We start from the raw sequence: 21,909 nt of genomic DNA, 5'->3' as shown, positions 1-21,909 counted from the left end.
TGGCTCTGGAGCCCGACACATGCTCTACCAGGTGCGTCTGCGTGAGCAGCACCGGCGCTCCGGCGTCCGCTATCATGAACCGCAGCCGCTCTTCCGGATAGCTCGGATCGAGCGGCACGTACGCCCCTCCGGCCTTCATCACCCCGAGCAGCCCCACCACCAGCTCCACCGATCGCTCCGCGCACACGCCCACCAGCGTCTCCGGCCCAACCCCGAGGGCACGCAGTCGATGTGCCAGCCGGTTCGCCCGAGCGTTCAGCGCCCGGTATGTCAGATGCTGCTCCTCGAACACCACCGCTTCGGCTTCTGGGGTCCGCTCCACCTGCGCCTCGAAGAGCTCGTGAACGCAACGACCGCTGGGGTACTTGACGTTGGCGCCGGCCCAGGCGCCGAGCTGCGTTCGCTCCTCTTTCGTGAGCATTGAAATCTGCGAAGCCGGCCGCTCGGGCTCTGCCACGAGGTTCTCCAGGAGAGACTGAAAGTGGCCGGTCATCCGCTCGATCGCAGCCGCGTCGAACCGCTCCGCGGCATAGATGATCTGCAGCGCCATTTCCCGCCCGGGCTTCACGACCATGGTGAGGGGGTAGTTGGTCTGCTCGATCGGGCGGACGTCGGTGATCTCCAGCGCAGGGTGGCCCTCCCGCAGCATCTGGTCGACGGGGTAGTTCTCGACGACGAGCACGCTCTCGAACAGGTCCTCTTGCCATGGGACAGCGCTCCAGCGCCGCACCTGAGCGAGCGGGCTGTGCTCGTAAGGAAGCTGCTCGGTCTGCCGCGCTTGGAGCTCTTGCAGCCAGGGCACGACAGGCTGCTCGGACGTGATCTGCACGCGCACGGGGATGGTGTTGATGAACAGCCCTACCATGGCGTCGATGCCGTCGATGCCCGCCGAGCGTCCCGACACTGTCGCGCCGAAGAGCACGTCGCTCTCTCCGCTGTAGCGGCTCAAGAGCAGCGCCCAGGCGCCGCGGACCAGGGTGCTCAGCGTCAGGCCGTGCTTGCGGGCGAAGCGCTCAAGCGCCGATTGGCCCGCGGCGGTCAGCCGCCGCTCGTGCTGCGGCGGCGCCGAGCCGGCGGGCGGCGCCGCGCCGCGGGGCCGGTCCAACGGTATCGGTGTCGGCGCCGAGAAGCCCTGGAGCGCGCGGCGCCAGAACGATTCGACGTCCGCTCTGGCCTGCTGCTTCAGCCAGGCGATGTGGTCGCGGAACGGCCGCCGGCTCGGCATCGCGGCGGGTCGCCCGTCACGAGCCGCTTCGTAGAGCTGCAGCACCTCGGTGAACAGGAGCGGCAGCGACCAGCCGTCCAGGATCACATGATGGAAGGTCCAGATGCACTGATAGGCCTCCTCCGTCAGCCGGATGAGCGTGAACCGCATCAGCGGCGCCACGCTGGCATCGAAGCCCTTGGCGCGGTCTTCCGCGAGCCACGTGGACGTCCTTTCCTGCTGCTCGCTCTCCGGGACACCACGCCAATCGAGCTCGACCCACGGCAGCGGGACGCCGCTGCGCACCACCTGCAGGAGCTCGTCGGCCCCCTCCCACACGAACGCCGTGCGCAGGACGGCGTGCCTGGCGACGAGCGTCTGCAGGGCCTCCTTGAAGGCCGAGACAACGAGCGACTTTGGGATCTTGAAGGCGACCTGCTCGACGTACACGCCAGAGGCCGGGTCACGGAGAGCATGGAAGAGCATGCCCTCTTGCATCGGCGAGAGGGGATAGGCATCCTCGACGTCCCTCGCCGCCCTCCCGACGCCCACGAGGCGATCCACGGCGGCCTGGGTCAGCTGCACGAGGGGAAAGTCCGATGGAGTGCGGCCGCCCGCTTCCGCTGCACGGCAGTGGGCCATCAGCGTCCTGAGGGACGTCAGAAACGCCTGCGCGAGGCGGTCGATCGTGGACCTCCGGTGTAGGCTCTCGCTGTACGTCCACGCGATCTGCAGGCGCCCCTCGGCGACCAAGGCGTTGATCTCGATCGCATGCGTCCGAGCGCCGCGCAGGCTGCAAGCTGGCCCGGTCGACTCGGTGGCGCGTTCGAACAGGGGGGATTCCGCGAAGCTCTGGTCGAGCTGCCCCAGGTAGTTGAAGAGCACCTCGGCGCGCGGGAGCGCCTGGTACTTGGCAGCGACCGAGGGGTCCTCGTTCAGGTACCGCAGCGCCCCGAAGCCCACGCCTCGGCCGGGGATGCTGCGCAGCTGCTCTTTGACCGCCTTGAGCACCTCCCCAGGTCCGCCCGCAGGCGCCCGCAGCTCGACGGGAAACAGCGCCGTGAACCAGCCGATCGTGCGTGACAGATCGAGGCCACCGCCGATGTCCTCCCGCCCGTGCCCCTCCAGGTCGAGCCGCAGCGCGCGCGCCCCCGTCCACTCGCCAAACGCTTCCAGCAGCGCGGTGAGCAGGACGTCATTGATCTGCGTCCGGTAGACCGCCGGAACGTCTCGCAGGAGCGCACGGGTCTCTTCGACGCCGAGCGCCACCTCGACCGTTCGTGCCGAGGCGACGGTGTTGTCTCCCTCCTCGACGTCACGCGGGAGTCGTACAGGTGAGCTCGGCGCCAGCCAGAACGAGCTCTCGCTCTGCACCGCTTCCGACTGCGCATACGCCGTGAGCCGCTCGGCCCACGCCTGGAAGGACGTCGTCTTCGGCGGGAGCCGGATCGGCTCCCCCGCGCGCGCCTGCGCATACGACGTCTGCAGGTCCTCGAGCAGGATACGCCACGAGACCCCGTCGACAACGAGGTGGTGAATCACCAGGAGGAGCCTTCCCCGCTGCCCCGCGCCGAGGTGTATCAGCACCGCGCGCATCAGCGGACCCTGCGCGAGGCTCAGGCTTGCTTGCGCCTCTGCCGCAGCGGCTTCGAGCGCGTGCGCCTTGCCCGGCGCAGGCACAGCCGAGACATCGACGACGCTCACCGCGGCGGCCTCATCGAGCGCGCCGCTGACCTGACGCACGCTCCCGCCCTCGGCCACGAACCGCATCCGCAGCGCATCGTGGTGCCGCACGAGCGCCTGCACGGCCTGCTCGAGGCACCCCGGCTCCAGCGGCTCGCGGAGCTCGAGCAGCACCGCCTGATTGAAGTGATCCGGCTCCGGCTGCTGCTGCTCGAAGAACCAGCGCTGAATCGGCGTCAGCGCGACCGGACCGGTGACGGGCCCCTGCTCGGCCTGCGCCGCGACCACGGTGGTGGCCTGCGCCGCAAGCGACGCGACGGTCTGGTACTCGAAGATCTGCCGGACCGACAGCCCGAGCCCTGCCTGTCGGGCTCTACTTACCATCTGCACGGCAAGGATCGAGTCGCCGCCCAGCGTGAAGAAGTTGTCGTGGATACCGATCCGCTCGATCTGCAGGAGGCTGGCCCAGACGCTCGCGATCTGCTCCTCGGTCCGTGTGCGGGGCGGCGCATAGGCCGCGCTTTGCTCGGGGCGCGCCACCTCGGGCGCCGGCAGGGCCTTGCGGTCGACCTTGCCGTTGAACGACAGCGGCAGGGCGTCGAGCCACATGAATCCAGCCGGAATCATGTAATCCGGCAGCTCGCCCTGCAGGTGATTGCGCAGCTCGGCCACGCTCGGCTGCGCCGCGTCGCGCGCCACCAGGTACGCAACGAGGCGCTTGTCTCCAGGCGCGTAGTCGCGCGCCATCACCGCCGCGTCATGGATGGCGGGGTGCTGCTTCAGTACACTTTCGACCTCGCCGAGCTCGATCCGGTACCCTCGAATCTTTACCTGATGATCGATTCGTCCCAGGTACTCCAGGCTGCCGTCCGGCAACCATCGGCAAAGGTCGCCCGTCTTGTAAAGACGGCCGCCGGCGTCGCCACGGAAGGGGTCGGTAACGAACCTCTCCGCCGTCAACTCGGGGCGGTTCAGGTACCCGCGAGCCACGCCGGCGCCGCCGACATAGAGCTCACCTGGGACTCCGATGGGCAAGAGAGCGCGGTTCTGGTCGAGCACGTACACGCTGAGATCCGGGATTGGACGCCCGATGGGGCTCACCGAGGCGCCGTCGACGTCCTCTGCGACCAGCGGCCGGTAGGTGACGAGCACGGTGGTCTCCGTGATCCCGTACATGTTCACGAGCTCAGGTGTGCGGTCACCGTGGCGCTTGAACCAGGGTCGCAGGCTCTCGAGATCGAGCGCCTCGCCAGACAAGATGACCAGCCGGAGAGCCAATCCGGCGTCCTCTCCGCCAGCCGCTGCGTCCGCGGTCACAATCTGCCGGAAAGCAGACGGCGTCTGGTTGAGCACGGTGACCTTCTCTTCGCGGAGAAGCCGGTGGAAGACCTCCGGAGATCTGGTGACCTCGAACGACACGACGAGGAGCCGGCCGCCATACAGCAGAGCGCCCCAGATCTCCCAGACAGAGAAGTCAAACGACGAGGAATGGTACAGAGTCCACACATCCCGTTCGTCAAAGTGGAACCACGCCTCGGTCGCCTGGAACAGCCGGGTCACGTTCGCATGGGTGACCAGCGCGCCCTTCGGCTTGCCGGTCGAGCCCGAGGTGTAGATCACGTAAGCGAGGTGTTCGGGCGTCACTCCGCTCGTCGGGTTGGTGCTCCTCTGCCCTGCGATCTCCGGCCCCATCGCGTCGATGCACAGCGTGTGGCTGTCGTGCTCCGGGAGCCTCGACAGGAGCGCTCGCTGCGTGAGCAGCACGGCTGGCCGAGCGTCCGTCAGCGTGAACGCGATCCGGTCCTTCGGATAGGCGGGATCGAGGGGCACGTAGGCGCCGCCGGCCTTCAAGATGGCGATGATCCCGATGAGCAGCTCGAGCGAACGCTCCACACACAGCCCGACGAGCACCTCGGGCCCGACGCCGAGAGAGCGGAGGTGGTGAGCGAGCTGGTTGGCGCGCTCGTTGAGCTCGCTGTACGTCAGCCGCTGCCCTTCGAACACCACCGCGACCGCGCTGGGCGTCCGCTCGACCTGCGCTTCGAAGAGCTCGTGAACGAGCTTGTCGGCTCCGTAGTCTGCCGCCGTGTCGCTCCACGCGTTGAGCTGCGATAGCTCCGCGGTCGTGAGCATCGGCAGCTCGCCGATACGCCGCGCTGGATCGGCGACGACGCCCCGCACGAGCTCCTCGAAGCTCCCCGCCATCCGCTGGATCGTCGCGACGTCGAACAGATCCGTGTTGAACTCCCAGACGCCCGAGAGCCCCCGGTCGACCTCCTCCAGGATGAGGGACAGGTCGAACCGCGCCATGCCGCTGTCGAGCTCCAGCGGCGTCACCGTGAGCCCGCGCAGCTCGAGCTTCGGCAGGCGCACGTTGTGAAGCGCGAACAGGACCTGAACGAGCGGATGGTAGCTCAACGTCCGATTCGCCTGGGTCTCGTCGACCAACCTCGCAAACGCCACCTCCTGGTCATCGAAGGCGTCGGTGGCGACGCGACGGACGCGCTCGAGCACCTCATCGAAGCTCGGATCGCCGGCGAGGCGCGTACGCAGCGGAAGTATGTTGATGAAGAGGCCCAGTATCGACTCGGTCTCAGGCCGCGTCCGGTTCGCGACCGGAGAGCCCACGAGGATGTCATCCTGGCCGGAGCGCCGCGCGAGCAACACCTTGAAGACGGCGAGCAGCGTCATGTAGAGCGTGGCGCCATGTCGGCGCCCGAGCGCCCTGAGCTTCTCCGTCACCTCCGCGCTAAGGTGGAATCGCACGCTCCCCCCGCGGAATCCCTGGACCGCGGGGCGCGGCTGGCCCGGGGTCAGATCGAGCAACGGCGGCGCCCCTGCCATCCGCTGCTTCCACCGGCCAAGCTGCTCTTCGAACGACCGATCCGCGGACCGCCTGCGCTCCCAGCGGGCGTAATCGGCGTAGTCGAGGCGTACCTCAGGGAGCGGAGATGGCTCGCCCGAGGAGAACGCCTCGTAGAGCGCGACGAGCTCCCGGAGGAAGATCCCCGCCGACCAGCGATCGAAGACGATATGGTGCACCGTCAACACGAGGATGTGCAGCGCCGAACCAAGCCGCAGCAGCGCGGCGCGAAACGGTGGCCCTTGTTCGAGCGAGAAAGGCCGCTCCACTTCCTCCCGGAGGATGCGTTCGACGGCCTCGGCTTGCAGCGGCTCCGGCTGCGCGGAGAGATCGAAGAACGCTGGCGTGACCGGGGCGCTCGCGGCGACGACAGGCTTCAACACACCAAGCCCTTCGCGGATCGTCCAGCGGAGGATCGCGTGTCGGCGTACGATCTCCGTCAGGCACCGCGCCAGCACCTCGGCGTCCAGCGCGCCGGTGAGGCGCAGCGCCATGCGCTCGTTGTAAAGCGCGCTCTCCCCCGCGAGCTGATGAACGAACCAGAGGCGCCGCTGTGCATCGGTCACCTCCGGCTCGGCGCCGGACTCCCGAAGGATCGGCGAGGCCGCGCGGCCGTTGCTACCCTGGAGCAGCGCGAGCACAGCGGCCTTGGACTCGACGAGCTGACGCTGCAGATCCGGGCGCAGCGCGCCTTTCGGTGCCTGAATGCAGAGCTTGTCGCCCTCGGCCCAGAGCCGCACGCCGAGGCTGGAAAGCTCGGTGATGAGTTCAGACGGTATCATAGCTCGATGATCTCGAACGCGTCGGTCGACGCGGTGATGGGTGGGGCCGGGGCGACGAGCTCACGAAGCGCGAGCTCGACGGTGACGCGCTCGGCGAGGTCCTCCAGCGTTGAACCGCCGAGGAAGAGCTCGAGGGGGACGTCGATGCCCAGAAAGGCCTTGATCCAGCTCTTGAGCTCCACCGCCATCAGCGAGTCGAGCCCGAGCTCGAGCAGCGATGTCTTCGCGTCGATGGCTTCCGCGTCCTCGCGCTCGAGGACCCCGGCGAGCTGCGCCGCGACGAGGGCGCGCAGGACCGGCGCGCGGTCCGTGGCAGGGGTGCGCAGGACGCTCTCGAGCACATCCCGGGGCGGGCTCTCGAGCTGCGCGCGCGGCGCGTGGGCGCGCGGGAGGAGCTCCGCGAGAAGAGAGCTCCGTTGCGTCGCGGGCAGCCGGGCGCCGAACAACGGCCAGTCGATGTCGAAGATCCCGATCTGAGGGTGGCCGCCGCCGACGGTCTGCTCCAGCGCCAGCAGCGCGCGCTCGGGGGAAAGCGCCTCGACGCCGCTTCTCTCGAGTCGACCCCTCCGCTCTACCTCGGCGCGCGCTGCCATACCGGCCTCCCCCCAGGGCCCCCAGTTGACGCTGAGCGCCGGGAGGCCGCGCGCGCGCCGGTGGTGCGCGAGGGCATCGAGAAACGCGTTGGCAGCAGCGTAATTGGCTTGCCCGGGCGATCCGAGGATCGCTGTCGCAGACGAGAACAGGATGAAAAAATCGAGCGCGCTGCCGTGGCTGAGCTCGTGGAGGAGCCACGCGCCCCGGGCTTTGGGCTCCACCACCTTGCGGAATCGCTCCCAGTCCTGGAGAAGCAGCACCCCGTCATCGAGGGCCCCTGCGGCATGCACGATGCCCCTGAGCGGGACGCCGGCGGCGCGCACCTCGTCCAGCACGCGGGCGACGTCGCGCTCGCTCGCGGCGTCCGCCGCGAGGACGTGGATTCGGCTGCCACGCGCTCGCAGTCGGTTCAGCGTCTGCTCGGCGGCGGGCGAGGGCGCGCTGCGCCCGAACAGGAACAGGTGGCGCGCGCCGCGCTCGACCAGCCACGTCGCTACATGGAGACCGAGCGCGCCGAGCCCGCCCGAGATCAGGTACGCCCCATCCTCGCGGATCGCCAGGGCGGACGTCGGCGGCGGCGCGTAGCGGCGCAGGCGGGCGACGTACACGCGGCCGCGGCGCAGGGCTACCTGGTCGTCGCCGGCCGGATCGCAGAGCTGCGCGGCGAGCGCGGTCGCCTCGCCGACCTCTGCCACCGGCGCCAGATCGACGAGCCCACCCCAGCCTTCCGGGTGCTCGAGCGCGATAGCCCGGCCCATTCCCCAGAGCGGGGCCTGCGCGAGCGCGGGCGCGCCATCACGCTCCGTGGCGACAGCGCCCCGTGTAACCCACCAGATCTTCGCCGTGGGGGCGTGCTTCGTGGCCGCCTGCACAAGGTGCAGAGCGCTGCCGCACGACAGACGCATGGCCTCCGCGAGCGCGTCGGCCGACGCATCGGCAGCACAGCGCGCGTCGAGGCTCCACAGGTGAACGATGCCGGGCGCGCCCCTTGCTTCTTCGTGCAGCGCCGCCCAGAGGCGCTCCACGTGGGACGCCTCGGTCGGCGCGATCTGCCACTCTCCGCTGCCTAGCTCGTGAAAGGACATGCCTTTTCGCACGATCCGGCACGCGTCGCCGCGTTGCCGCAGCACGCCAGCGAGCGTGTCCCCCACGCCACCTTCGTCCACGAAGAGGATCCATGTCCGCCGATCGCCCGTCGGAGCGTGCGCCGCGTCGGCGCGTCGACGCGGCGACGGGTTCCACTGGACCTCATACAGCGATCCGTCGACACGGCGAGGAAGCTGACGCCGGTGCTCGCGGACCAGCGCGTCAGCCACCCTGGCGAGCAGGGCACGATCCACCTCGTGGAGCGCTCCGCTGTCGTGCAGCAAGCCTGCCAGCTCCTGCGCGCGCTCCTGCTCCAGGAGCCGCGTCACAAGGCTCCCCTCGCCCGGCGTCTCTGTTGCCCGCTCTCGAGGGCGCGGCGCATCGACCCAGTACCTCCGCCGCTGGAACGGGTAGGTGGGAAGATCCACGCGGGCGCCGCCGCGAGCGCGGTGGACGGCGCTCCAGTCCACGCGCGCCCCGCGGGCGTACAGCTCGCCCAGGCTGGTAAGGATGCAGCGCGGGTCTCCCAGCACAGGGCTCAAGCTCGGCAGGCGAACGCCAGATCCGTCAGGTCTCCGCTCGCGCGCGAACTCGAGCAACGTCGAGCCCGGGCCGATCTCCACGAGCACGTCGCACCCTTGCGCGTGGAGCGCGTCCAACCCGTCGGCGAACCGCACCGGCGCGCGAAGATGGCGACTCCAGTACTCGGCCGATGGCTTCTCGCCGTCGAACGGACGTCCGGTGAGGTTGGAGATCAGCGTGAGCCGGGGCGACGCGTGGGGGATATCGCGGATCGCCCGGGTGAAGCCGTCGCGGATCGCGTCCATCAACGGCGAGTGGAACGCGTGCGACGTCCTCAGCTTCACCGTCGCGATCCGGCGCTCGCGCAGCCTGGAGACGACGCGCTCGACCGACGCGCGTCGGCCGGAGATCACGGTCTGCGCGTCGCCGTTGATCGCGGCGATCACCACGTCCTCGGCAGAGGCCGCGAGCGCCTCCTCGACGACTGTCACGCCGGCGCGCACCGCCACCATCTCCCCGCTCTCGTCGACCGATTGCATGCACCGCGCGCGGCGCAGCACCAGGAGCAGCCCGTCCTCCGCGCTGAACACACCAGCCGCGCACGCTGCGGCGTACTCGCCCAGGCTGTGCCCGAGCACCACGGCGGGCTCGATCCCCCACGATCGCCAGAGCTCGACCAGCGCGATCTCCAGGGCGAACAGCGCTGGTTGCGCGTACTCCGTCCGGTCGAGCAGCGGCGCTGCGCCGGGCTCCGGGAAGAGGATGTGCACCAGAGGAACGCCGAGGTGCGGTCGCGCGAACGCGTCGAGCCGATCGAGGCTCGCGCGAAATACCGGCTCTGTCTCGTACAGGCCTCGACCCATGTCGCGCAGCTGGGAGCCCTGCCCGGTGAAGAGGAACGCGATCTTCAGCGACCGCGTGGCGATCGAGGCCCCCGCTGTCACGCCCGGCGCGTGCACGCCGCGGGAGAACGCGGCGAGCTGCTCGCAGAGCTCGGCGACCGAGGAGGTCACCACGGCGAGCCGGTGGCGGAAATGGGAGCGACCCGTGCTGGCAGAGAAGCAGACGTCCGCGAGCTCCACGGTCGGCGTTGCGCCGAGCATCACGCTGTATCGAGCCGCGAGCTGCGCGAGCGCGGGCTCCGTCTTCGCCGAGAGGACCAGGAGGTGCGGCGATGCCGGATCCGCTTCGCTCCTCGCGACCGAAGGTCGGCGTCGCGCGTGCGGGCCGGGCTCCTCGAGGACGACATGGGCGTTCGTGCCGCTGAAGCCGAACGAGCTCACCCCGGCGATCCGGGGCCCGTCGCCCTCGGGCCAGGGCACGCGCTGGCACACGACCTCGACCGGCAGCGACGACCACGGAATGTGGGGATTGGGCTCGTGAAGATGAAGGTTGGCCGGGATCTCGCCGTGCTTGACCGCGAGCGCCGCCTTGAGGAAACCGACGACGCCGGCCGCGCCCTCGAGGTGACCGAAGTTGGTCTTGACCGAGCCGACGAGCAGCGGGCTGTCTTTCGTGTGGCCCTCGCCGACTGCGGCGCTGAGCGCGAGCATCTCGATCGGATCGCCCAGCGCCGTGCCGGTGCCGTGCGCTTCGATGTAGCCCACCTGGCTCGGCTTCACCTGCGCGCCTTCGAGCGCGGCGCGGATCAGCGCCTCCTGCGCGGCGCCGCTCGGCACGGTCAGCCCGCCGCTCGCGCCGTCGTGGTTCACCGCGGATCCGCGGATCACCGCCAGCACATCGTCGCCGTCCGCGATGGCGTCGTGCAGGCGCTTCAGGACCACGATCGCGCAGCCCTCCCCGCGCACGAACCCGTCTGCCGAAGCGTCGAACGCACGACAGCGGCCGCTCGGCGAGAGCATGTGCGCACGGCACTCGACGATCGTCGAGATGGGCGACACGTTCACGTTCGCACCGCCGGCGAGCGCCAGCGAGCACTCGCGCGCCCGGAGGCTCTGGCAGGCGACGTGGATGGCGACGAGAGACGATGAGCACGCCGTGTCGAGGGTCAGCGCGGGCCCTTGCAGCCCGAGAACGTACGAGAGCCGCCCCGCAGCGATGCTCACCGCGTTGCCGGCTCCGCTGTGGATGTCCAGCGCGTCGGGATCCGACAGGAGACGGGAGTAGTCCTGATGCATGATGCCCACGAATACCCCGGTCCGCGTGTCTCGCAGCCGTTCCACGGCGATGCCCGCGCGCTCGAGCGCTTCCCAGCCGACCTCGAGGAGGAGCCGTTGCTGGGGATCCATGGCCTTTGCTTCCCTCGGCGCGATGCCGAAGAACTCCGCGTCGAACTCGTCCACGCGATCCAGGAAGCTGCCATTGCGGCAATACACCTTGCCCGGCGCATCGCGGTCGGGATCGAAGTAGGCGTCGACGTCCCAGCGATCTCGCGGGATCTCGATCACGGCATCGACGCCTTCCAGGAGGAGACGCCAGAGATCCTCGGGCGTCTCGATGCCGTCAGGGAGCCGGCAAGCCGCGCCGACGATCGCGATCGGCTCCGTCGCCCGGGCTTCTGCGGCGTCCAGCTTCCGCTGCAGCTTCTCGATCTCGATGAACGAGGCCTTCAGCAAGGCTATCGGATCACGGCTCCTCGCGCCCTCGTTCATGCCCTGCTTCGGCGAGGCCTCGGTCTTCTCAGCTGCCATGCAGCTCCTCGATTTTCCTCGATAAGAGGTCCAGGATCTCCTCGGGAGAGAGCCCGTCGAGCGCGGCGGATGCCGCCGGGATCGCGGGGGGAACGGCGGGCGAGGGAGCGGCAGGAGGCGGCGCGCCAGCCGCCTCGCGAGGCGTCGCGCCGAACAGCGCGGTCATGAGGTGATCGGTCAGCGCCTCGATCGTCGGGTGACGGAACAGGAGCGTGGCCCCCAGCGTGATCCCGAGGCTCGTCTGGAGCCGGCTCAGCAGATCGGTCGCCAGCAGGGAGTCGAGCTCATAGTCGAACAAGCTTCGATCGCGGGCGAGCCGCTCGCCCGCCTCCACGCCGAGCAGCGCCGCCACCCGAGCGTGGACATGCTCCTCGAGCAGCGCCCGCCGGTTGTCCGCCGGCGCACGTCGAAGCTCGTCGATGAAGCCTCGTTCTCTTTGCTGCCCGTCCTCCGCGGCGCTGTGGCCACGCAGCACTGCAGGGGTCGCGCCGTCCGGCAACCGCGCCAGGTACTTTGGCCAGTCGACGCGGGCGACGCCGATCTGGGCCTCCTTGCCGGCCGCTGCCTGGCCGAAGAGCCGGCACGCCTCTTCTGGATCGAGCGGCTCGACGCCGGCGTCGGCGATCCGCCGTGCCAGGCGCTCGCTCAAGCTGGCCGCCATCCCGGCACGAGCCCATGGCCCCCAGTTGATGCTCGTGCCCGGCAGCCCGAGCGCTCGGCGCTGATGCGCGAGCGCGTCGAGAAACGCGTTGGCCGCGGCGTAGCTCGCCTGACCACGCGGGCCCAGCACCGAGGACATGGAGGAGAAGCAGACGAAGAAATCCAGGGGCAGCCCCTGCGTGAGCCGGTGCAAGATCCACGTCCCGTCCACCTTCGGTGCGAGCACGGCGCGGAAGCGCTCCCAGTCGAGGTTGACCAGGCTCCCATCCTCGAGCATGCCCGCTGCGTGGACGACGCCGCACAAGGGCGGCCAATCCGCGCCGAAGCGAGCGACGAGCCTGGCTGCGTCGTCTTCCGACGTCACGTCGAGCTGAGCTGCGACGACGCTGGCGCCTGCCCGTTCGAGGGCGTCGAGCGCGCTCGCCGCGCTCGCAGACGCGCGGCTGCGTGAAGCCAGCACGATGTGGCGCGCTCCCTGCTCCACAAGCCACGAAGCGACGTAGAGGCCGAGGGCGCCAAGACCGCCGGTGACGAGATAGCTCCCGTCGGCGCGCACGCGCGCGGGCTCCGCGTCCGTTGTCGACGCGCTCGCCTGGACGAGCCTCGGGACGAACCGATCACCCCGCCGCAGGGCGACCTCCTGCTCCGGGTCGTCGGCCGCGAGCTCGTCGAGCAACGCGCGAGCGCCGCTCTGATCGAGCGGATGCGGCAGATCTACCGTCGTACAGCGCAGCGCCGGTCGCTCCGCGGCGATCACCCGCGCCAGACCCCAGAGCGACGCTTGCGCGACCTGCACCGGAGCAGCGTCCGGCGCGCCGTCGGAGATCACCGAGCATGCCCCGCACGTCACCAGGTAAAGGCGAAGCGCAGGCGGCGCCGCGAGCTTGTCGATGGCCTGGACGAGGTTCAGCGCCGTGCGGCACCCGAGCTCCTGCGCCTCGATCACCGAGGCGCTCGTCATCGCGTCCACCGGCGCTGCGTCCACGCTCTGGAGGTGCAAGACGCCGACCCGAGCGGCCTTGAGCTGGGCTGTTGCCTCGTCCAGGAGCCGCTCCATGTCCGAAGGCGACGAGCCGATCCGGTAATGGAGGGCGGAGAGCCGCTCGAACGACGTGCCACGCTCGACGACCGCGCAGCGATGGCCGCGCGCGCGGAGGAGATCGCACACCTCCGCGCCCAGCCCGCGCGCGTCGACGAACACGATCCAGGCGGGCGCGCTATCGGCGGCACGGGTCGAGGGCGCCAGGCGCCACCGGATCGCGTGGAGCAGCGAGCCCGCGTGCGCTACCGGACCGCGGGCCGCGCGGAGCAGCGTCCGCCGGGACGCCCTCCTCGACTCCAGCCCGCTGATCTCGCCGACGAGCTCGCCGCCGGCGCTGAAGAGCCTCAGATCGCCGATGATCCTGTCGTCCGCGCCCGAGGCGTCGCGCAGCTTGCCGTGGCACCAGAGCTCACGATCGTCGTGGCCGGTGGAGAGCCAGAGCCGGTCGACTCGGAAAGGCACGAATGTGTCGCCTCCCGCCGCAGGGATCGTGGCCGCGAGGACCTGAAAGCACGCGTCGATCAGCGCCGGGTGCGGCCGGTAGGCCTCCCGCTCGCCCGCGGAGATCGGCGCGTTCAGGCGGCACACGACCTCTTGATTCCCTCTGCGAATCGACGTGACCCACCGGAAGCTCGGACCGAGCTGCACATGCCAGCTGGCGAGCGCCTCGTAGAGCTCCGCTGTCCGCACCTCTTCCAGGCACAGCCTCGAGAGCTCCGCGAGCGACGGCCCCTGCTCCTGCGGGCGATGCCCTCGCGCGCGCAGGACAGCCGTCGCTGAGGTCGACCATCCGGGACTCGCCCCGTTCCCGCCCGGCGCGAGGCGAATCAGGCGCGCGGGACTGCCGTCATGGGCCGTGCGCTCGAGCACGATCTGCACCGTGCGTGCCTCGCCGTCGGGAAGGACGATCGCCTCGGGAAAGCACAGATCGGCGACCTCGACGTCGTCACGGTCGAACGCCACCCGCGCCGCGCGGAGGAACATCGCCCCGAAGCACGCGCCGGGCACGACGACCTCGCCGTACACACGATGATCGGGGAGAAAGGACGGCCTGTCCGCGCGAAGAACGACCTCGAACAGCGTCTCCGCGACGAGCGGTGAGCGGGTCATCCTGCCGAGCAACGGGTCTTCCCCCGCGGCCGTGGGGGCGACCTCCGCGCTCGCAACCGGGAGCCAGTGGCGCCTGCGCTGGAACGGATAGACGGGCAGGAGAACGCGGGAGCGGGGCTGATCGCGGTGAACGCCCTGCCAGTCGATGGATGCGCCGCGCATGTAGAGCGCCGCCAAGCTCTCCAGCAGGCTTTGCCAGCTCGGCAGGCCTTGCACCAGGCTGGCGAGCCAGACGCAGCGTGACGCGAGCCCCTGCTCACGCGCCGCGGCCGATAGCACCGGGTGCGAGGAGAGCTCCAGGCACGCCCCGATTCCGAGCGCATCGAGCGTCTCCCAGGCCTGGCACGCCACCTCCTCGGAGCTGAGCGCGCGGAGCCAGTGGGCGGCCTTCCCGAGCGCGCCGCGGTCGAGCGTCTCGCCCGTGGCGCTGCAGACGACCCCGACCCGGGGCTCGCTCATCGACATCGCGTCTATCGCGCGGACGAGCTCGGCGACACGCGGCTGGACGTCCGGCGACTTCAGCGTCTCCGGCGTGATCTCGCGCGATCCTGCCGCGGCCAGGACTCGGCCCCGCAGCAAAGCGAGCTCCAGCGCCTCCTCGAGGGGAAGCACCCCGGCGGCGACGGCGGCGACACACCCCCCCGTGCCCACGCCGAGGACAGCGACCGGCTCGACCCCCCAGGAGCGCCACAGCTCGAGCAGCGCATAGCCTGCCGAGAAGGAGGTCAACTCCGCATGAAGAATCGCGTCCGGAGAGCCGGGCTCAGGGGTCGACAGGATCGAGCGGCTGAGGCGCCGCCGCAGGAGCTCGTCGCATCGCTGCACGGCGCCGCGAAACGTCGGATCCTCGACGATCGCCGGATGGACTGGCGCCCGGCCGCCGAAAAGGAACGCAACCTCGACGGGCCCAGCCTCGGACGGCACGCCGGGTGGAGGTGACGCGCAGTGCGCTTCCAGCCTCTCGATGATCTGTCGACGCGTCCCCCCCGCGATCGCGATGCGGTGAGCGAAGTGCGGGCGCCCCACGTTGGAGGTGAAGCAGACGTCCTCGATCGGCGCCTGCTCGCTGGCGTGCAGGTGGCTGAGGTAGCGCTGCACGAGCGCGGCGAGCGCGACAGTGTCTTTCGCGGAGAGCGTGAGGACACCCCATCCACGACCCGGACCGACCGGGGCGCGCGGGGGCGCCTCTTCCAGCACCACATGGACGTTCGTCCCGCCGATTCCGAACGAGCTGACGCCCGCGCGCCGCGGCACAGCATCGGTCTCCCACGCGGAGAGGCGCGCGGGGACGTAGAAAGGGCTGTTCTCGAAGTCGATGCCGGGGTTCGCCTTCTCGTAATGCAAGCTGGGCGGGATCTGTTTGTGCTGGAGCGCGAGGACCGCTTTCATGAAGCTGGCCAGCCCGGCGGCCGCGTTCAGGTGGCCCAGGTTGGCCTTCACGGATCCCACGGCGCAGAACCCTTTTCGCGACGTGGAGGCCCGAAACGCGCGCGTGAGCGCGGCGATCTCGATGGGGTCCCCCAGCGCCGTGCCAGTGCCGTGCGCCTCGATCAAGGTGATGGTCTCCGCGTCGACGTCGGCGAGCGCCTGGGCCATCTCGATCACCGCCGCTTGCCCGGAGGTGCTGGGCGCCGAGAAGCCCGCCTTCAGCGATCCATCGTTGTTGATGGCGCCGCCGCGGATGACGGCATGGATGCAGTCCCGGTCGGAGATAGCCTCATCGAGCCGCTTGAGGAGCACGGAGCCGGCGCCATTGCTGAAGACCGTTCCTTGCGCCTGCGCGTCGAAGACGCGGCAATGGCCGTCTGGCGAGAGGATGCTCCCCTCCTCGTACACATAGCCGCTCTGCTGCGGCAACGAGACGGCGGCGCCCCCGGCGATGGCGAGATCACACTGGTAGCTGAGCAACCCCTGGCAGGCGAGCGTGATGGCGACCAGCGAGGTCGAACACGCCGTCTGCACGGCGATGCTCGGCCCCTGGAGCCCCAGTCGGTAGGAGACGCGGGTCGCCAGATAGTCCTTGTCGTTCGCGAGCCAGGCTTGCAAGTAGCGGTTCGGCTCGCTCGGGTCGAGCAGGGGTCGGGCATGGAAGCGCAGGTAATCGAGGCTGCTCGCGCCCGCATAGACACCCACGCGCGCGCGTGGGCCGGGCGGCGGGTAGCCCGCCCGCTCCATCACTTCCCAGGCGCACTCGAGGAACAGGCGGTGCTGAGGATCGAGCAGCTCGGCCTCGGCGGAGCTGATCCCGAAGAAGCGTGCGTCGAACAGATCGAGGTCAGGGAGGACGCCTCCGGCACGCACGTGCCGAGGGTGCCCCAGGACCGACGCGGGCGCGCCCGCCGCCCGCGCCTCTTCCTCGGAGAAGAAGGAGATCGATTCGACTCCCGCCGCGAGGTTATCCCAGAGCTGCTCGGGCGTGCTGGCGCCCGGAAAGCGGCAGCTCATGCCGATGACCGCGATGTGTCCGGCCCCAGGTGATTCGAGCGCTTCCTTCATGAGAGATCCTCTGCGGGGCGTCGCCGCCGTCGAAAGAAGGCCTTCTGCGCCTCGGCAAGCCCACGCACGGCCGGGTCGCGTTCGGCGGGCGCCCGAACGAGGTGCGTGGCCAGCGATACGGCTGTCGGATGCGTGAAGAGGTCGACGACCTTCAGATCGACCCCGAGCTCGTTCGCCAGCCGGGTCTGGATCCGGAGCATGTGGAGCGAGGTCGCCCCGAGCTCGAACAGGTTCTGCTGGTGATCCACGGCACCGACGCCGAGGACGCTGGCGATCACCGCGGCGATCCGCTGCTCCATCGCCGTCGCCTTGCCCCGATCAGGCGGCGGCGAGACCGATACCGACGGAGCAGGCAACGCCGCGCGGTCGACCTTGCCGTTCGCCGAAAGCGGGAGCGATTTCATGGGGATCAGGAGCGATGGCACCATGTACGAAGGCAGCAGCGCCCGGGCGTGCGCGAGGACGTCGTGCGTCGCGAGCGGCGCGCCGTTCGACGGGACAGCATAAGCGACGATCCGCCGCTCACCGCCGGGGGCCGTATCGACCACCGCCACGGCCTGGAGCACCGCCGGGCTCCGCGCGAGGACAGCCTCGATCTCGGCGAGCTCGATCCGGAAGCCGTTGATCTTGACCTGAAAGTCCTCACGTCCGAGGAACTCGAGGTTGCCGTCGGGCAGGTAGCGCGCGAGATCGCCGGTGAGGTAGATCCTGCGTCCCGTGCGCGGATCGAGCGCGAAATGAGCATCCGTCTCGGATGGCTGGTTGCGGTAACCCAGCGCGACCCCTGTGCCGCTGATGTACAGCCGGCCCGGGACCCAGATGGGACAGGGCTCGAGGCGCTCGTCGAGAACGTGACACTGCTGGTTGGAGAGCGGCTTGCCGTAAGGGATGGTCCTCCACGCCGAGTCGACGATCCCGATGGGGTAGACGACGGACCAGATAGAGGCCTCCGTCGCGCCACCCAGGCTCACGACCTGCGCGCCGCCGAACGCGGCCCGGATCCGATCGGGCAGCCCCACCGGGATCAGGTCGCCGCTCAGCATGACGAGGCGCAGCGCGGACACGCTCCCCGCAGGCGACCCCTCCGCCCGCTCGACGAGCAGCTGCATCAGCGCAGGGACCGAGCTCCAGATGGTCACGCGATGCTCGACGACGGCGGAGGCCCACCGCCCTGGATCCATCGCGGAGTCGGCGTCGAGCGTGACGAGGGTCGCCCCGGCCGCCAGTGTCCCGAAGATGTCGTACACGGAGAGATCGAAGCCGAGCGCGGATATCGCGAGGACGCGATCGTCGGGCCCCACGGCGAAGCGATCATTGATGTCGAGGATGGTGTTGACGGCGCCCCTGTGGTCGATCATCACGCCCTTCGGCCGACCGGTCGACCCAGAGGTGTAAATGACATAAGCGAGGTCATCCGGACTCTGCGTGTCCTCGATCCGGGGGATCTCCAGGGCGTGCGGGACGTCATCGACGCAGACGACGCGCGCCCCTTCGGGGAGATCCAGCTTCGCCACGAGCGCCTGCTGGGTCACGACGATCTTCACGCCGCCCTCGTCGAGCAAGAGCCGGCGCCGCGCGGCCGGGAGCCCGGCCTCGATCGGGAGATACGCGGCGCCTGACATGGAGATGGCGAGGACGGCGACCGCTTGTTCCCACCCCTTGTCAAGGAGGACCGCGATCAGGGTGTTCGGCGTGGCGCCGAGATCTCGGAGATGCAGCGCCAGCGCACCGGCACGCCGGGCGAGCTCGCCATACGAGAGCGTTCGATCCGGAGCGAGGAGCGCCGTCCGGTTCGGATGAAGCCTGGCGTTCGCGACGAAGCGCGTGTGGAGCCGATCGTCGCTCAGCGGGCGCTCGGTCGCGTTGACGGCAGCGCGCTGCGCCAGCTGCGCGGGCGGCGTCCACCGGCGCTGCTGGGCGTGCCAGGCGGCATCCGAGCCGGCCAGAAGCTCGAGGAACGCCCCGAAGGCAGCGAGGAGCTCCTCCGGGAAGCCATCCGGAAACAGCTCGTCGACGGTGTCGATATGGACGACGAGCGCCCCGCCGCTCTCGAGCACATGGCTGCTCAGGTAGACGTGCGGCGTTGGATTCGCGCTGTGTACCAGGCGACCGAAGGATTCGAGGCTGTCTCCCTGCGAATCCACGCCCAGCGTGCTCGTGAACACCACCGGCATGGCGGACGAGCGGCCAGCTCCCCGCCTGCGGGCACGCTCCCGGAGGACCTGGATCCCGCTGATCGCGCGGTGCTCGAGATCCTCCCAGAGCCGGCGCTGCAGGCGAAGAGCGCGGGCGAGCAGATCCGCGCCCGGCTCCGCGTCCACGGCGAGCAGCACCGTCGATGCAAAATCACCTACGAGATCGTCGACCTGGGGGTGGAGCGGCTGCCGGCTCAGCGTCGTCACGGTGATCGTGAAGTCGCCGCGAGCGCTCCATGTGCGGACCATCTCCACGAAGACCGCGAGGCAGAGCGCCGAAGGGGTAAGTCCGGCGCGCGCCGCGCGGGCCTTGAGGCACGACCAGACGCCGGACTCGACGACCCGAGTTCGCCGAGCGAAGCGTGGTCGAGCGATCGAGCCGGGGCTCCGGGCGAGGGGCAGCTCGGGGGGCGGCGGGAGTGCGTCGAGCCGACCCCACCAGTACTGCTGCGCCCGCTGATGCGCATCGGATCCAGAGATCCCGTGCATCGCGAGGAGGTAATCTCTGTAGGTCAACTCCAGCGCAGGCAGCGCCGCATCAGGGTCGTCGTAGAGCGCTCGCAGCTCCCGCAAGAAGATGAGGAGGCTTCGAAAATCCGCGACCGTGAGGTCGACGCGCAGGTGCAGACGCGAGCCGTGGAGAGCGCTGCGCGAAAGCCGCATCTCGATGGGCGGATGGTCATCGGACAGCGCCAGCTCGTCCGACATCTCGCGCCGGATCATCGCCAGCTGCGCCGGCTCGCCGGACGACACAGCGACGTCGGGGATCGTATCGGCACGCTCAGGCTCGCGGACTTGCTGTTGCCCGTTGGGCAGGATCACCGCTCGCAAGAGATCATGCCGCGCCACGAGCCGCCGGAGCGCCGCGTTGAGCCGGTTCACATCGTCACACGCCGTCTCTATTTCGAGATAGGCATGGGCGCGGACGTTCCCGAGCTCGAAGGCCCCGCTGCGACCGACCCAGTACGCCTGCTGGAGATCGGACAGAGGAAAGGGACGGTGTCGATCCTGCGGAGCAGGCTGTAGCTCGGGCGCGTGGTCGACCCGAGGGGGCTCCTGCGTGACGAGCCCGGAGATAGCGCTCGCCAGCTCGCCCAGCGTGGTTGCCGAGAGGATCCGCTGCAGCGGAACCTCGACGTGCAGCTCGCGCGCGATCTGGGCGACGAGCTCCGCAGCGCGGAGGGAGTCGAGGCCGAGCTCGTAGAGTGACCCCTCGCCGACCCGAGGCGCTCCGAGCAGAGCGCCCTCGATCAACTGGCGCGCTCGCTCCTCGACCGTCGCCTCATCGTCGTCCTCGACAGCGCTGCGCCAGACCTCCCGCAGCCGGCCCGTGAGAAGATCATCACGGCACGCGCGGCGCCGTAGCTTCCCGCTCGAGGTCTTCACGAGAGCGCCTGGGTGCAAGAACACGACCTGCGAGACATGAACGCCGTGCTCCGCCGCGACAGCGCGCCGCACCGTCGCCGCGAGCTCGACGAAGTCGAGGCGGCCGATCTCGTCCTCGTCGAGCTCCTGGACGACCGCCAGCCGCTCCTCGCCGTCAGCCCCTTCGACCTGGATGCTCACGGCGCAGCCCCGGCCGGGCCGGAAGGCCGGGTGGCACGTCTGGACCGTCCTCTCGATATCCTGGGGATAGTGGTTGCACCCGCGGATGATGAGGAGATCCTTGAGCCGCCCTGTCACGAAGAGCGCACCATCGTGGAGGAAGCCAAGATCGCCGGTGCGCAGGTAAGGGCCGCTCGCGTCGTCGCCGGAGAGACGTGCGTGAAACGTCTGTTCAGTCACGTCCGGCCGCTCCCAGTAGCCTCCTGCGACCATCGGCCCAGAGACCCAGATCTCGCCAACACGCCCCGCTGGGCAGCGATGCTGCGTCTCGGGGTCCACGATCAAGAGGGTGGCGCCGGCGTGGCTCTGCCCGTTCCCCACGAGCGTTCGACGGCTCGGCGACTGCTCGTCGAAGACGACAGCGCCGCGCTCGAGCGCGGCCTTGTCCACGGCGACGAACATCGGTCCTTGGTCTCGCGCCGAGGCTGCCACCTTCAGCGTCCCCTCGGCCAGCCCGTACCCCGGAGCGAACACGCGGGGACCAAAACCGCTGGGGCCGAACGTTTCGACGAACCGGCTCAATGTGGCCGCGTCGACCGGCTCGCCCCCGTTCACCGCAACCTGCCAGCGGCTCAGGTCGAGCCGCCGCGGCGCCGCGCGGCGGTATCGACGAACGCACAGATCATACGCGAAGTTAGGCGCCGCGGTGTGCGTCCCCCCGAGGGTCGACATCGCTTCCAGCCATCGCAAAGGCTCATGAAGGAAGGCCCTGGGGTTCATCACGTGACAGACAAAACCCCTGAAAATTGGCTGGAGCACACCGTAGATAAGCCCCATGTCGTGAAACATGGGTAGCCAGGTGACCATCACGCTGTCGTCATCGTGCTCCCAGCCGCTGTTCAGATCCGCGGAGGTCACCATCAGGTTGCGATGAGAGACCATCACCCCCTTCGGAGCGCCCGTCGAGCCAGAGGTGTACTGGAGGAACGCCAGCGCATCCTCGTGGACATGCGGATCCCTCCACGCTCCTGCGAGCGCAGGGTCGATCTCGTCCATGCGCAGCCAATCCAGAGCCTGCGCCGCGGGACTCGTCGCGTGCGGGATGACGTCCTCCTGCCATGACCCGTCCACCAGCACGACGGCGGCCCGAGATTGCTCGGCGATGGCCCGCAACCAGAGCTGCGACGCGCCGGATCGCAGCGGCGGTAGAGGCACCGCGACGAGCCCCGCGTAGAGGCATCCGAAGAAAGAGGCTATGAAGCTCCTCTCCGAGCGGAGCAGGAGTAAAGCGCGGTCCCCAGGCGTGTACCGGCGCTGGAGCTCTGCCGCGATCGCGCGCGCCTGGGCGTCGAGCTCACCATAGGTCATCGCGGTCGACGAACAGCTGCCAGCCGGCGGGTGATCGTAGTCGAGGAACACGAACGCGCAGCGGTCGGCCTGGGCCGAGGCCCTCTGTCTGAGAACAGTGTTCAGCAT

The 21,909-nt window shown here is 69.6% G+C and carries 4 protein-coding genes (1 of these 4 cut by a window edge); all 4 read right to left on the bottom strand.

Going from position 1 to position 21,909, the window contains the following annotated elements:
• Tightly spaced (each overlapping or abutting the next), the 4 genes in view from WMF42_RS15565 to WMF42_RS15550 form a layout consistent with a single transcriptional unit that may run on beyond the window.
• Positions 1–6,532 carry the 5' portion of an amino acid adenylation domain-containing protein gene (locus tag WMF42_RS15565; protein WP_437692722.1) on the bottom strand. Its footprint begins 6,089 nt before the window's first position, so only the first 6,532 of its 12,621 coding nucleotides appear in the window; the start codon lies at positions 6,530–6,532; its stop codon lies off the left edge, out of view.
• Positions 6,529–11,385, bottom strand: coding sequence for a type I polyketide synthase (locus WMF42_RS15560; RefSeq protein ID WP_437692720.1), 4,857 nt, complete (start codon positions 11,383–11,385; stop codon positions 6,529–6,531). Before WMF42_RS15560 ends, WMF42_RS15565 begins: the two co-directional genes overlap by 4 nt.
• On the bottom strand, positions 11,375–16,693 hold the full coding sequence (locus WMF42_RS15555; protein WP_437692718.1) for a type I polyketide synthase: 5,319 nt from the start codon (positions 16,691–16,693) through the stop codon (positions 11,375–11,377). Before WMF42_RS15555 ends, WMF42_RS15560 begins: the two co-directional genes overlap by 11 nt.
• A complete protein-coding gene (locus WMF42_RS15550) occupies positions 16,690–21,909 on the bottom strand; it encodes an amino acid adenylation domain-containing protein (RefSeq protein WP_437692716.1) in 5,220 nt (1,739 codons plus the stop codon). The genes WMF42_RS15555 and WMF42_RS15550 overlap by 4 nt, the downstream gene beginning before the upstream one ends.

Origin of the sequence: Sorangium sp. So ce176 (assembly GCF_051519835.1) — a bacterium.
Lineage (GTDB): Bacteria > Myxococcota_A > Polyangia > Polyangiales > Polyangiaceae > Sorangium > Sorangium cellulosum_G.
The sequence above is the reverse complement of the archived record's forward strand: the minus strand, read 5'-3'. Positions and strand labels throughout refer to the sequence as shown.

Bases quoted from the DNA above. Each gene is read 5' to 3' on its own strand.
- WMF42_RS15560 (WP_437692720.1), bottom strand. From the start codon at position 11,385: ATGGCAGCTGAGAAGACCGAGGCCTCGCCGAAGCAGGGCATGAACGAG.
- WMF42_RS15550 (WP_437692716.1), bottom strand. From the start codon at position 21,909: ATGCTGAACACTGTTCTCAGACAGAGGGCCTCGGCCCAGGCCGACCGC.
- WMF42_RS15555 (WP_437692718.1), bottom strand. From the start codon at position 16,693: ATGAAGGAAGCGCTCGAATCACCTGGGGCCGGACACATCGCGGTCATC.